The sequence below is a fragment of the candidate division WOR-3 bacterium genome (genome assembly GCA_039802005.1).
Classification (GTDB): Bacteria; Hydrothermota; Tepidihabitantia; order SM23-42; family JAOAFX01; genus JAOAFX01.
This window is the reverse complement of sequence record JBDRVV010000015.1, coordinates 1-14,559: the sequence shown is the minus strand read 5'-3', so window position 1 is coordinate 14,559 and position 14,559 is coordinate 1. Positions and strand designations below refer to the sequence as shown.

12 protein-coding genes and 3 tRNA genes are annotated in these 14,559 nt (G+C 34.7%); 9 read left to right on the top strand and 6 right to left on the bottom strand.

Annotation, left to right across the window (positions count from 1 at the left end):
• Positions 1-83: 83 nt before the first annotated feature.
• From ABIL69_06220 to ABIL69_06200, 5 genes are all read right to left on the bottom strand, one after another.
• Positions 84-157: transfer RNA gene (locus tag ABIL69_06220), tRNA-Val, on the bottom strand.
• 135 nt (positions 158-292) lie between these two features.
• On the bottom strand, positions 293-1,207 hold the full coding sequence (locus ABIL69_06215) for a magnesium transporter CorA family protein (protein ID MEO0123581.1): 915 nt from the start codon (positions 1,205-1,207) through the stop codon (positions 293-295).
• Positions 1,204-1,821: a phosphoribosylglycinamide formyltransferase gene (gene purN / locus ABIL69_06210; protein ID MEO0123580.1), complete on the bottom strand. Its 618-nt coding sequence runs from the start codon at positions 1,819-1,821 to the stop codon at positions 1,204-1,206. The genes ABIL69_06215 and purN overlap by 4 nt, the downstream gene beginning before the upstream one ends.
• Positions 1,822-1,868: 47 nt before the next feature.
• Positions 1,869-3,236, bottom strand: a complete 1,368-nt coding sequence (locus ABIL69_06205; protein MEO0123579.1) for an HD-GYP domain-containing protein — start codon at positions 3,234-3,236, stop codon at positions 1,869-1,871.
• Positions 3,220-4,785, bottom strand: coding sequence for a HEAT repeat domain-containing protein (locus tag ABIL69_06200; GenBank protein MEO0123578.1), 1,566 nt, complete (start codon positions 4,783-4,785; stop codon positions 3,220-3,222). The genes ABIL69_06205 and ABIL69_06200 overlap by 17 nt, the downstream gene beginning before the upstream one ends.
• A gap of 127 nt (positions 4,786-4,912) precedes the next feature.
• Here ABIL69_06200 and ABIL69_06195 point away from each other — a divergent pair.
• The 9 genes from ABIL69_06195 (at position 4,913) to ABIL69_06155 (ending at position 14,437) form a co-directional block, all read left to right on the top strand.
• Positions 4,913-4,984, top strand: a tRNA-Gly gene (locus tag ABIL69_06195).
• 25 nt (positions 4,985-5,009) lie between these two features.
• Complete coding sequence (locus ABIL69_06190; protein MEO0123577.1) at positions 5,010-5,621, top strand: DJ-1/PfpI family protein; 612 nt, start codon at positions 5,010-5,012, stop codon at positions 5,619-5,621.
• Positions 5,618-6,055 carry a D-aminoacyl-tRNA deacylase gene (gene dtd, locus ABIL69_06185; protein MEO0123576.1) on the top strand — a complete coding sequence of 146 codons (438 nt, stop codon included), beginning with the start codon at positions 5,618-5,620 and terminating at the stop codon, positions 6,053-6,055. Before ABIL69_06190 ends, dtd begins: the two co-directional genes overlap by 4 nt.
• 2 nt (positions 6,056-6,057) lie before the next feature.
• Positions 6,058-6,933: a YicC/YloC family endoribonuclease gene (locus ABIL69_06180; GenBank protein ID MEO0123575.1), complete on the top strand. Its 876-nt coding sequence runs from the start codon at positions 6,058-6,060 to the stop codon at positions 6,931-6,933.
• Positions 6,926-7,489: a guanylate kinase gene (gene gmk / locus ABIL69_06175; GenBank protein ID MEO0123574.1), complete on the top strand. Its 564-nt coding sequence runs from the start codon at positions 6,926-6,928 to the stop codon at positions 7,487-7,489. Before ABIL69_06180 ends, gmk begins: the two co-directional genes overlap by 8 nt.
• Positions 7,490-7,529: 40 nt before the next feature.
• Positions 7,530-8,345, top strand: a complete 816-nt coding sequence (locus ABIL69_06170) for an MBL fold metallo-hydrolase (GenBank protein MEO0123573.1) — start codon at positions 7,530-7,532, stop codon at positions 8,343-8,345.
• Positions 8,346-8,426: 81 nt separating this feature from the next.
• Positions 8,427-11,609 (top strand): AAA family ATPase, encoded by a 3,183-nt coding sequence (locus ABIL69_06165; protein ID MEO0123572.1) that lies wholly within the window; start codon positions 8,427-8,429, stop codon positions 11,607-11,609.
• Positions 11,610-12,251: an adenylate/guanylate cyclase domain-containing protein gene (locus ABIL69_06160; GenBank protein ID MEO0123571.1), complete on the top strand. Its 642-nt coding sequence runs from the start codon at positions 11,610-11,612 to the stop codon at positions 12,249-12,251.
• 2 nt (positions 12,252-12,253) lie between these two features.
• A complete protein-coding gene (locus ABIL69_06155; protein MEO0123570.1) occupies positions 12,254-14,437 on the top strand; it encodes a HEAT repeat domain-containing protein in 2,184 nt (727 codons plus the stop codon).
• Positions 14,438-14,471: 34 nt separating this feature from the next.
• Here the strand turns inward: ABIL69_06155 and ABIL69_06150 are convergent.
• A tRNA-Thr gene (locus ABIL69_06150) sits at positions 14,472-14,544 on the bottom strand.
• Positions 14,545-14,559 lie beyond the last annotated feature (15 nt).

The window sequence follows — 14,559 nt, the reverse complement described above, 5'->3', positions numbered from 1 at the left end:
ATATCCCTCACTGCGTTCGGGATGCTGAATTTGGCAGTTGCATTCACCTGCGTTTCACTTGGTGACTGCAAGCCAATTTCGCATGGGCGGTGAGCGACTTGAACGCTCGACCTTCGGTATGTGAGACCGACGCTCTAACCAGCTGAGCTAACCGCCCTTTAACAGATGGTCTATGGTTAATGGGCATGGATGCTGGTATGGTCTTTGGTCTATGGTTGTTGGTCTTTAAACAAACTACTAAACCCAATGACCAATTCAGTAGTTTCTCAACCCTAACCCACTAACCATCTTTTTAAAGCTTCAATCTCCACCAAATAAAAATCACCGTGAGCACACTCAACCCTGATAAGCCAAGAATAATCCAGAATGCATAAGGGTGCCCCTGTAAAGGCAATGGCACATTCATTGAAAATATAGAAACGACCATCGTCGGCACCATTAATAAAATTGTAATAATATTTAATACCTTTATTAAAATATTTAGATTATTACTCACAATGGAGGCGCGGGCATCCATCAAACTTGCAAGAATTTCAGAATAGTTCTGAGCCTGTTCATAACATTGATTGTTTTCAATGGTAATATCATCAAGTAACTCTAATTGTTCCTGGTTCAGTTCAAATTTAGCCGCATTATGTTTTATCTTTTCGATTAGCATACTATTTGAATGAATTGCATCAAGATAATAGACGAGGCTTTTTTCAAGAGTGAACATATTTATCAAATAACGGTTTTCCATTGAGCGGTTTATTTTTTGTTCCAATTCATCGGTTATCATATTGATTACTTTAAGATGGTCAACGAAATGGTGGATTGACCTATAAATTATTTTGAGCAGTAGTTCATTTAAATTTGATACACTTAAAAATAATTTGCCGTCAAATAATATTATATCTTCTGCCGAGACGATTAACATAAAGTTTTTGAATAAGAATATTCCAATTGTTGGCACTTTAAATAGCAGTTGGTCGCGCGCTTCATATTTTTTGGGCCTTTTTAAAATTATGGCGATATGTTCTGGCTCAAACTCCATACGGGCAAGTTCGTTGGGGTCAAGCGCTGAATTGAGTGTATGCTCATCAATTCTATAATTTTCGATGAGAAATTTTTTTTCATTGTCGTCTGGATTTATAAAATAATATATGGCTGCAGAGTCTTTATCACTTTCGGTGATTTTATTATTAACAATTGCGAAATATCTTATCAAGATTCTTCCCGAATGACCCTTCTACCTATTATCCTAAATTTACCTGATAGAACAAGATTTATTGCTTCGGTGTAAATTCTGTGTTCTTCTTTTAGGATTCTCTCTGCCAGTGCCTCTGGTGTATCATTGTCATAAATAGGTACTACTGCCTGCGTTATAATGGGACCGCCATCCACTGTATCGTCAACAAAATGAACAGTGCATCCCGAATATTTAACTCCATACTCAAGCGCTTTCCTTTGAACATCAAGCCCGGGAAATGCTGGGAGCAGAGATGGATGAATATTCAAAATCCTACCAGGAAATGCCGTCAATAGCGGTTGTTTGATTATTCTCATAAATCCTGCGAGACATACAAGATAGACATCATGCTCTTTTAATACCTTTACATAATTTTCTTCATATTCCGGTAAAAGCCATGTCTTTTTTGGCCCGGGGTCAAGATATAATGCCTTTATATTGTGGTCGCGGGCGATTTGCAATGCCCGTGCTTCAGGATTATCGCTAATAACGAGCACAAGATTAGCAATACAGGTTCCATTCTCAATATTTTTGATGATTGCCTCAAGGTTTGAACCCCGACCCGACGCTAAAACAGCAATATTTCTATTCATGGTCCAATTTTATCTATAGATATGCAAAAGTCAATAGGTAAATTTTGTTACAGTGTAATAAGATGTTCTGCAGGATTTATATCATATTTTTGTGGATAAATTGCCCTCAGTATATTTAGGCTTTTTTCTAAACCAAGGTCAACAATCGGCCCGTTTATTTTTTCTCTCTTATTATTTAATACAATTTTAATAATTGGTCTATCAATATTAGCAGGATTTTGACGTAAAACAATTGCGATTTCTTCATTGTTGAGTTCAACACAACTGCTCACTGGATAAATTCCTAAAATTTGGATGAAAACTTTAGTCAGTGTTCGGTCAAAATAAGTCCCGGCATGCGCCCAGATCACCCGTATTGCTACAGCAGGCAAATAGGGTAAAACCTGATAGGGTCTTGATGTGGTCATTGCATCGTATGCATCACAAATACGAATTATCCGTGCAAAGAGATTGGGTTGTATTTTGGGATCTATTTTTTCGGGATATCCAGTGCCGTCACAATTCCAGTGGTGTTGATAAGCTGCTAAAAGTGATGCGAAGGCGATATCATCTAACCCCCTTGTTTTTATTATTTCGCTTACTCCAAAGACCGAATGCTTCTTCATAATTTCCCATTCTTCTTTTGTGAGCGGTCCATTTTTGTCAATTAAATCTTTTGAAATAGCGACTTTTCCTATATCGTGTAATAATCCGCCGGTCCCAAGTTTTACAAGATTTTTTCGTTCCAGATCAAGGCGCTGTCCCATAGCCAGAGAAAGAACACCAACATTCAATGAATGGTTATATGTATATTCATCAAAATTTTTTATAGCGGTTAGTGCTGTTAAACCAAATTCATCCTGACTCAAACTGTCAATCAATGTATAAATAACCCTCCGGAAGCTCTTAGTATCAACGGCCTGTCGATTCCAAAGGTTCTGTATTAAATTTTTTGTCACCTTTAGTGCCTTAAAGTATGTTTTTTTTATCTGTTCTCCATCTTTGAGAAATTCAGGAATTGTCTCTTCCTGTTCAGTATAAAATTCAACATTAATTGAATTAAATTTGATTTCGTTATATTTCTGAACAAATCCCTCTCGGTTGAGTTTAAAGAGGGATGCAAATTTTAGTATTTCTTGGGCTTTTAAGTTCGGAAGTAATATAATTGATTTTATTCCGAGTTTTTTTAGATTTTCTTCTATGAATTGTAAACTTGCATAACCTTCAATTTCAAAACGCATTCTTATTTTGTTAAAGAATATATAATCACGGTATCTCATGATCTCAATTTGATTATTTGTTTGGAAGAAAAATTTTAACTGATTCATAAACTTATTTATAAGGTTGACAACAACATCATTGTTAAAATCATAAACAAAAGTCGCTTTTATGAGGGCATAAAGACTATTAATAAAATCTTTATCGGGTTTGCTCATTTTTACTCTCTATAAATTTTAAAGCGGTTTCACATACCGCCTTTATATCTTCGTTTTTCTTCTTCATACCTTTCCTGAGAATAGAAACAGCAGTTTCATTACCAATTTTAGCCAGAGCTTGTGCTGATAACTGTCTTTTTACTAAATATTTCTGTTTACCGAACAAAATCCATTTAAATAAAATTTTTTCTAAATCTCTCACGAGATTTTTATTCCCATTGGCAATCAGACAATCAAAATATGCTTTCTGTTCATTGTAATTCAAATTCAAAAATTCTCGTTTTTTTATTGTTCTAATCAATTTTTGATAGATAGCAGTATAGCCACCTAATTTTTCAAGAGCCTGGAGCGCCCTTATCCTTACATTTACATCCGTGTCTTCAAGAAAATCAGAGATCATTTTGGTTTCACCAAATTCAGTTAAGGCGTCCACTATTGACTTTCTAACCAGGGGAGATGGATGCAAAGTTAAGGTTTTTAAATGTGAGATAACAGAAGGGTTTTTTATCTTGCCCAAAATTACAATTGCATTTGTGAGGATTTTAATGTCTCTTTCTTTTAGAAAAGTTAAAATTGGTTCAACATCACCCTGGCAGATATAAGCCAGTCGTTCTTGTAGAACGCGCAGGCGTTCATCATTTTTCACATTTTTTAGAATACGGATGAACCAAGGGATTGTTTTTTTTGAAAAAAAACCAATCAATGCAACGAAATCGCTAAATGATTGGTCGTCGAGGGTGTCCGGTAATTCTGCAAAGCTTGCGATCATACCTTCATTTTCTATTCTCGGTATAAGGTTTATATCTGCATAATTCCACAGGTAATTTACGATTAGAACTGCATTTTTGAAATCATTACTATTGATGCAAAGTTCGAGTATTTCCGCAAGAGCCTCAACGACTTCAGGCGATTTTGTATTTTTTAACACATCAATCAAAGTGGTGATTACAATACTAAGTTCGGTTTGGTTTTCAATTTCATCAATTTCCGATTTTAAAGTTCTTAGTTCCTCGGGGGTTATTTCCACAGATATTTTATCAGCGAAGTCAATCTTTTCTCTGGTAAGAATCCCTTTCACCGTATCGTCGTAATTTATTTCAAGTTTTGGTAATTCAGGGAGGGTATATGCGAATTTTTCTTCTTCCTCTTCTTCTACAACATAGAAAGTTATGTGTGAAAAATCACATTCCCAAAGGTTTAAGGCAATATCCTGATCACGGTCAGTTCGACTTACAATTTCTATAAAGATCAACAATTCATCTTCCGTGATACCTTCAGTAAACTTAATTTCCCTTATCCCGTCTTTGAATAGTCTAAAGGCAACACTGATATCTTTTTCAGTTTCTTCATAGATAATTCTTTCTTCATAACGTATTGAAAATCTTTCTATTTTGAGAATAAATTCATAATTAGTTTTTAGATATTCAGTGATGTCTTTGTAAAACTGATTAAAAAAATTTTTGAAACTTGGATGGTTGGTTTGATAGATTTGTGCTGCTTTTATTGTTTTAATCAAGTCTATTGCGATTTCCTGTATATTTACAGCCATCATAATTAGTATAATGAAGTAGAGAAGATTGTCAAGGAGCTGTTTTTTTTTTGATTGTTGACTTTTTCTTTTAAACAGGTATAATTATTTCAAACAATAAAATTTTAAGAGAAATGAAGAGAGTTATGCGGGAGTAGCTCAATGGTAGAGTCACGGCCTTCCAAGCCGTTGGTTGCGGGTTCGAATCCCGTCTCCCGCTTTTTAAATTGAATTCAGGAGGTTTTATGAAAAGAAATTTTATTCTCGGGTTACTACTTTTTGTGTTTTGTGGAGGTAGTAAAGAACAAAAACCAACATTTTCAAAAACCGAGAATGAAGTTTTTCAGAAAAAATCAGTACTGATTGTCATTGCGCATAATGATTTTCGAGATGAAGAATTTAAGGAACCATTTGAACTTTTGAAAAATTCAGGATTTAAGGTTGTTATTGCTTCTACTGATACCACGCCTGCAATGGGTATGATGGGTATGGTAGTAAAACCAGAAATTTTAATATCTCAAGTGAATCCCGATAGTTTCGTGGCATTGATTATTGCAGGAGGAATTGGTTGTAGAGAACTATGGGATGATAAAATCCTTCACTCCATTATCAATAGTTTTTATGAAAAAAACAAAATTGTTGCAGCGATCTGTATTGCCCCGATTGTTCTGGCAAGGGCAGGGATTCTTAAGGATAAAAAGGTGACTGTTTATCCCGGAGTTGCAGATGAAATTAAACCACATTGTAGAGAATATACAGGCAGGGATATAGAGATCTGTGGTAATGTTATCACAGGTTCAGGACCACAAGCAGCGAAGGACTTTGCAAAGTCAATTCTTGAGGCAATTTCAAAGTGAAGGCAGTTTTACAAAGAGTGAAAAAAGCAGAAGTCATAATAGAAGATAAGATAATTTCCAAGATTGGGGAGGGGCTGTTGATATTGCTCGGTGTAAAAAAAGGTGATACTGAAAAGCAGGCAGATGATTTAGCACAAACCTGTGTAAATTTGAGAATTTTTGAAGACAATAATGGAAAATTTAATCTTTCACTAAAAGACATCAATGGTGAAGCATTGGTGGTATCTCAATTTACCTTACTCGCTGACACAAGCAGGGGCAGGAGGCCATCTTTTACAAACGCAGAAGAGCCAGAGAGGGCGAAGAGGTTGTATGAGTTTTTTATTGAGAAATTAAGAAATAATGGTATTTCTACAAAATCGGGCGTTTTCGGTGAAAGGATGCTTGTGAGTTTGGAAAATAATGGGCCTGTGACAATCATCCTGGAGGTTTAATTATGCCATATAGTATGACCGGAATAGGCAGGGCGAGCGGTGAGATAAAAAATCCGCCAATAAAATTTGATGTGGAGATAAGGTCATATAACCATCGGTTTCTTGATATCTCCCTTAAGTTGCCAAGTTCTTTCAGCCCATTTGAAGATGAGATAAAGAAAATTCTACAGGAAAACATATGTCGTGGGCATATCGTTGTCGTGGTTCAACAGGACCGCGAAATCTTAGGAAATAGATTTGAAGTTGACAAAGAATTGCTTGATGCATATTTAACAATTGCGCGAGAAATTAAAAAGAAGTATAAAGTGACAGGTTCATTAAATATAAATACTCTGCTTTCCATACCGGGTTTGATAAAGATAAGTCAGAGTCAGACAGATACAAAATTGATATTCAAAAGTTTTAAACCAATTTTTAATCAGGCATTGAATGAATTGATTATGTCAAAGAAAAGAGAGGGTGAACATACAAAACAAGAAATTATGAAAATCTTATGTGATATTATCCAGGAAGTTGAGAAGATTAAATTAATGATACCGGAAAGGAATGAGTACTACAAAAAGCACTTAAATGATTTGGTTAAAGGAATTAACGAAAATGTTGACCGTTCAAGATTATATCAGGAAATGCTTTATATTGCAGATAGAACCGATGTTGCAGAAGAATATTCAAGATTATCAGGACACATCAAGGCATTTAAAGATGCCCTTGATAATGAAAAATACCCCGGAAGACGGCTGAATTTTTTGCTTCAGGAAATGCAGAGAGAGGCAAATACATTGAGTGTTAAGGCAAATTACCTGAGGATAAGTGAATCGGTAGTGAATATTAAAGAGGGGATAGAAAAAATCAGAGAACAGGTACAAAACATTGAGTAAAAGGGCGAAATTAATAGTTATTTCAGGTCCATCCGGCGTTGGTAAAACTACTATATGTAATGAAATAGTAGCAAGACGTAAAGATATTGTGTATTCTATATCTGCAACTTCAAGGGCAAAAAGAAAAGGTGAGGTAAATGGAAGGGAATATTTTTTTCTTACTGAAAAAGAATTTAAACGCTGGATTGCAGAGGGTAAGTTTGCTGAATATGCAATTGTACACGGACATTATTATGGAACACCTAAAGATTTTTTAGAAAAAAATTTAAAAAATGGTTTCCATGTTCTAATGGATATTGATGTCCAGGGTGCAAAGAAATTAATGCCACTATATCCCGATGGAATTTATATATTTGTCTTGCCACCTGATTTTGCTGAGTTAAAAAAAAGATTGATAAAAAGAAATACTGATAACGAAAAGGAGATTGAGAATCGTTTGAAAACCGCGACCAAGGAACTAAAGTATATGAAAGATTACAAATATGTGGTGAAGAATATAAACCTTGAAGAAACCATTACGGAGATTTTGAAAATCATTGACAGGGAAACGATTTAGAGTATGGTGAAATTATTTATTTTTTTTAATAATAATTTGTGTGAAAAGTATTAAAATGACGACAAAGATCAAAAAACCGAAGAAAGACGAAATTATTTTTTTGGGCACCGGAGGTGCACGGTTTGTTATTGCCAAACAACTACGTGCAACGGGTGGGATTTTTTTTAGAATAGGAGGGAAGAATATCCTTGTTGACCCTGGTCCAGAGTCATATTATCGCTTCTTAACATATTTACCAAAATTTAATCCTGAAAAGATTGATGCGATAATCTTGACTCATAAGCACATTGATCACTCCGCAGATATAAATGTTTATCTTGATGTGTTGACCCAAGGTGGATTTAAAAAGAATGGAGTCTTATTTGCGCCGAGTGATGCATTTGGCAAAGGAGGTGTAGTTTTTGATTATTTATTAGAATTTTTAAAAGAAATAAAGATAATTACCCCGGGATTTGAAATTCAATTAAATGGATTAAAAATTAAATTTCCCATCAAACACGAACATCGGGTCGAAACTTATGGTATTAAATTAAGTTATGATAATTATTCAATTTCATATATTGTTGATACGAAGTTTTTCCCAGAATTGATAAATGCCTATAAAGGCGAAATTGTCATATTGAGCCTTCTGAAACTTGAATCTTCTGAAATTGACCACCTATCTGTTTCCGATTGTGAAGAGATAATTTCAGGTATTAAACCAAAGGTCGCTATCATCACTCATTTTGGTATGACCATTATCCGTAAGGGGCCCTGGAATATTGCAAGGCAATTAAGTGAGAAAACTGGTATATCGGTTCTTGCGGCAGAGGATGGGAAACATTATGAGATTGAAAAATTACTGCACAAAAGTTAAAAGCATTTAGCGCTGTATTTATTCAAAATATTAAATTTTTCATTATTGACACTTTGTAAATTTTGTGTATAATTTCTTGCTATGGGGGAGTGTAGTTTTTGTGGTTATGTAAAAATTTTAGAGTCATACAAATTTTGTCCTAATTGTGGAGCAAAGCTTGTTCATTCAGTAGAATCTCAAATTGATAGCGAACATGTAAAATTATGGGGTGGTGAATCTCGTATCGCAACATTATTTTTTGTTAATTTTATTAATACGGCAAAGGTTATAGATAAGTCAAAAGCCCGTCTGAATGCAATTTATCTTGCTGAAACAATGGATGAGTTGGAGAATATAATAAAAAAATACGAAGGTACTGCTAATAAGATTTTCCCTGATAACCGCATTCTTGCTGCTTTTGGCATTCCAAGGACACATCGCGATGACCCTGAGCGAGCAATCGAGTGCATCTTAGCAATAAGAGATTATTATCAAAATAAAATTGGAAAAAAAGAAATTGGAGACTGGCGTATTTCATTCGGGGTGAATACTGGTTGGGTATTTTTTGGTTATGTAATAGAGGAACTTTCTTATTTAACTATTATTGGCGATACAGTTAATGTAGCAGCACGGCTGACTCAAATATGTCCGCCGGACGAAATATACTTAAGTAGTTCTGCCTACGAAGGAGTTTCTAATATCGTAGATGTTGATTTTGTGGGAGAACGAACAGTAAAGGGCAGAACTGGGTCCATCAAAATCTATAAACTAAAAGGGTTATTAAAAGAAAAAAGGAAAATTGTTGCATCCAAATTTCCATTGTTAGGAAGGGAGAAAGAATTTGAAAAATTGGTAAATGCTGCAAAAATGGTGAATGAAACAAAAACTCTGAAAATTTGTGCAATAACAGGTCAGATGGGTATCGGTAAAACCAGACTTAAAGAAGAATTTATAGAGTTTATCAAACATGACAGAAATTATTATGTTTACGAAAGTTATTGTGCGATAGAGATCCATACCCCATATTATCCATTTAAGACGTTCTTCCGTGAACTTTTGAGTCTGGATGAATATGATGATGTAAAAAAAATTGAGAAAAAAATTGATGAATTTATAGAAAACAATAATCTGACATTACAGGACGCACAAGGTTTAAAACATCTTTTTACAACGGATATGAGACGGATTTGGGGAGAGAAATTACATAAGATACAAGAGGAGATATTTAGTGCAGTAAAGAATGTTCTCAAGGTAATTTGTAAAAGAAAACCATTAGTTTTAATTTTTGAGGAATTCAATCGCGCAGACAATTTGAGTAAAATGTTGGTGAATTATTTTGTTAATGAACTTTCGGATTTTCCAATTTTTTTATTGATGGTGAATTTTATAGAGGACATAAGTGGTAAAATAAATCAGCCTCTTGATATCATCAACTTAAACCCCCTCTCGTTTGATGCCGTTAAAGATTTGATTAAACACATTTTGAATTGTGAGGTGGATGAGAAACTTGCAGAGTTCATATTCCGTATATCCGGAGGCAATCCATTATTTGTTATTGAAACGATAAGAAATGTTAGGAGGACTCAACTTATCAAACAAAATGAAGAAGGTAAATGGTATTTAGAAAAAGAAAGACGATTACCTTTCCTTGATGACCTTTATGGTGTTGTGATGTCGGGTATAGATGCTCTCTCTTCAGCCCATCGCTTGTTGATTGATTATGCATCCGTTGTAGGATACAGTTTTACTCGAAAGATTATTACAAATCTTTTGGGTAATGTACCCGACATACAGGAACGGCTTGATTACTTAATAAAAGAAGATTACATCGTCCAGTTTCGTGACAGTGAAGACCCGGTATATATTTTTAGGCATAATCTTTTAAGAGATGCGGTATATACGACTTTGCCAATTAAAAAAAGAAAAGATATACACAAAAGGATTGCCGAATTACTCGAAAATATATATGCCAATTGTCTTTCTGAATATTACGAAGTTCTCGCTCAACAATTTCTATCCTGTGAAAGATTTGAGAAGGCAAGTTATTATTTCAAATTGTCGGGAGACAAAGCAAAAACTTTATATTCGATTGAACCTGCAATGAATTATTACAACACTGTTTTAAGAATTGTAGAAGAACATCCAGGGGTAATTGAACTTGAAAAAATAGTTGAATGTCAATTAAATCTCAGCGACCTTTATGAATTGAAAGGCGATATCCAGCGAATGAAGACAATATCTGAACAGGGTATGGAAAATACTCGCAGGTTGAATTTATTAAGATGGAATCTTCTTTTTACCGAGCGTTTAGCCGTTGCCTGTTATTTACTTAATGAATTTAAAAGGTCGGAAGAATTATATATTTCCGCAATTGAAACTTGTAATGACCAAATGTATGATATACTCACACTACTATATACTGGTTTGGGTAAACTCTATCAGTCGAGAAATGAACCAGAAAAAAGTTTGTTGAATTATAATCTCGCTTGGGTTACTGCACGCAATAATAATTATAAAGAAGGTGAATTGCCGTGTCTATTGAATCTTTCAAAAATGCACCAAAATCTTGGAAATTATGAGCTCAGTTTTGAGTACCTTGACTACGCACAGAGTGATTTAGTAAAAGTTAATGAAATACTCGATCTTGCAGAATTGAAATATTTAATTGGAGAGAATTATTATCAGGTGGGTAACTTACAAAAGGCCAAACAATATTTTCTGGAGGCATTCAGTCTGACCGAGCAAATTGGTTTTGAAATTACATTAAAATCTGTGCTAAATTTAGCAATAATAGAGTCGATGCAAAAAAATGAGGCTGAAGTCAATCGTTATTTAAATATTGCTGATAAGAAAATTTCCTTATTGGTACGTGATAATTTACTGGCAGAAATTAATCTGAAGAAGTCTTTAAGTTTAATAAACCTGAATCAGGTTGAAAGGGCAAGGGAATTTGTTAACAGTGCTTTTAATTTAGCACAAAAGTTAAATAATAAGGAAATTGAATTTTATTGTTATTTAATACTTTCTGATATTGATGAGATAAAGGCGATGGATCATCTAAAAAATGCACTTACTATCAGTGAGACATTGAAATATCCACCATTGATTGGACAGGCATTGTATAAACTTGCAGTATTTTGTTATGAACACAATGAGATAGAACAGGCACATTATTATGGACGCAAGGCACTTTATGTTCTCGATGATATTAAGTCAAGATTGAACTCGGAAAATCGCTCATATTTTATTAAAAAGAAAGAATATACCAGATTACTGGAGATTTAAATGTCAAATTGTCCTGAATGTAAAAATACTTTGCCCGAAAAGGCAAATTTTTGTCCTTATTGTGGTAAGATACTTTCTTTAGAAAAAACATTACCACTTGAGGAGTTACCATTAACTTTTTTACGTGCTGATTTATCGGGCTTTACCGGGTTAAGTGAGAGCATGACAGCAGAAGATGTGATGAACTTTTTAAACAGTCTCTTCGGTAGTTTCTATGCAATTATTGAGAAATATAGAGGCATACTATATCAGGTTATTGGTGATGAAATTGTTGGTATATTTGGTTTAAACAGAGAAAGTGGTTACGCACCCCATCTCTCAATTATGGCGGTTGAAGAGATAATTAAAAAAGTTAAGGAATGCAATAAGATTTCTCCACTAATAAAAGAATGTAAAATAAAATGTGGGCTAGAGATGGCACCCGCATCTATCTACAATATAAAAGGAGATTTACGTAATGCAATCTTTGTAACCGAGGGTTTTGCTAAGAGTCTTGTATTACAAAAGAATGCAGAAAGTAATGTAGTTTTGGTGGGAGAATCGCTCTATCAGGCGACTCGTTCTTTTTTTGAATACGAAGAATATGGAGAAGTCATTGAGAATTATATTACAGTTCGTGCATATAAATTAAAACTGAGGTGATTATGCCCGAGGATCAAACCATTGAATTTAAAACTGAATTCATTAAACAACTTGGACTCGGTATTAATATCTGTCGCATTTACCCTAAGGGGCATCCCTCTCTGGAACCGGTAATTCAACGAATAAAGATTTTACTAAAAGAATTGCCAATAGAACAAGAATCGGTATCTGTTGTTGTAATAGAGGATGTTTTGATGATGGGCGAAGATAGGTTTGAATCGAAAAAATTACCACTTGTAAAAAGTCTTGTGGATAGATTTATCCGACTTGGTGTTAAAAGCATTACGTTTGATATAAATGCGCCGGAAGATGAAATACGCGCTTTCTTCCTGGCAATGGCAGCTACGCCAGCGGATCTTGCTGATTATGGAGATATCGTTGCTCTGGTGAGAGCACGAGGTATTTTGAGTATCAAAATAAACAAATATCGTGTTGGTGTTGTTTCTTCGGAAGAAGAAGTAAAACAACTTGACTGGACGAATTTTCTGGAGTCACTTGTGATTTCTCAACAAACCTGGACTGAAGAAGAGCGGATAAAACAGCTGGGCAGTTTTCTTGCTGGAATTGGTGTTCTCGGTAATGAATCAGCAGAAATTCAGACGAGTAAAGTAATAACCGGACTTGAGAAACTCGCAGGGATGATTGCTGACCAGTATGGAGAAGAAAGATGGGATGAGTATGCGGTAATATTCTCGCGTATGCTTGCAGTTCTTTCACCTACTATTAAGAAAAATATTGTGCGTTATAAAACTGAAAATAAGAAACTTGCACTGCTTTTTAAAAGTTTAATTCCTACTATGGCTGATGAAGACATTATTGATATCATTGCAACTAAGGCAAAAGAAAAATCACCAAATGTGGAAGATGAAATCGTTGATATCTTAAAGAATATTACAGGTACAAGATTACCTGATATACTTTCATCAATACGAGTCAATGTTCCGGAGATAAATTTTGAGAAGATTGTTGCACGATTGATGAGTGAAATGAAGGCAACGAAAGGAACTGATGTTGCAGATAAAATAATGGAAAAGAATTTAGAACAACAGATGAGGAGTTTATTCCCCCAGTTGAGGGATTCCTCGGCACAGAACCGCACAGAGGCAATTGACAAACTAATGCAATTGAGTAATAAAATTTTTGAAACTAAGAATTACGAACTTGTCAGATTACTTGTTGACCGTTTTGATACATTGAGCGATACAGAAGAGGATATAAGTATTTTCAAAAAAATAGTAGATAGTCTTAAGAATTTATATTTTCTTGCACAAAAACATCAGCGTGAAGAGATCGTGCAATTTATTTCTAAAAAATTCAGCCGGCATCTTGTGCGCAAAGAAAAATCTTTACTTGATAAGAAACATATTGTTATAAGGACTATTGCAGAGATAAAAGATCAGAATTATCTACCCGAGCTTGTTTCCCTTTTATGGGATCAGGGTTCGTATGTTGAAGCAAGGGATGCATTGATTGCGATGGCTGATTACTCTATACCAATGCTTATTGATACCCTTAAGGATGCTGAAGATAAGTCAGTCAGGATGAAAATTATTGATGTTCTTATCCGGATGGGTGAAAAGATTATCCCCGAAATAGTAAAATTGCTTAATTCACAAGAGTGGTATGTCCGTCGTAATGGTATATATATTTTGGGTGAATTAAAAGCACAGACAGCAGTAGAACACCTTGGCAAATTGATGGAGGATAAAGATGAAAGGGTACAACTGGCAGTTATTGAAAGTTTAAACAAAATTGATGGCGAAAAAATTTATGAATATATAAAACTTGGATTAAATAGTCCCCATCGTTCGGTGGTGATTTTGTCAATCAAGTCGCTACCCAAAGAAGATGTAAAGGAAAAACTGGTTGAGGTCGCCACCTGGTTGAAACAGCGTAAATCTATTCCGGATGAAAAAGAGGAACAATTCAGGAGGTCAATCATTGAAGTTCTTGGCGAAAAAGGTGATGATACAATTCTTGATTATTTAACAGCAATTTTAGATGAAAAACCATTTTTTAAAGGCGACATAATTCAGGAAACAAAGTTATCGGTTTTGAATGCCTTTGCAAAAATTGGTACTCCGAAATCCATAGAAATTCTGAAGAAAATAGCAAATCAGAAAGACCAGGTTCTTGCTGCGGCAAGTAGAGAGTTATTAAAGAAAAAGCAATCCCCAGAAAATTAGTTAAAAATCTATAAAAATTTTCTAAGATTCTTATAGCCAGCGAGCAGATTCGAACTGCTGACCTGCGGTTTACGAAACCGCTGCTCTGCCACCTGAGCTACGCTGGCAATGAAATATTATAT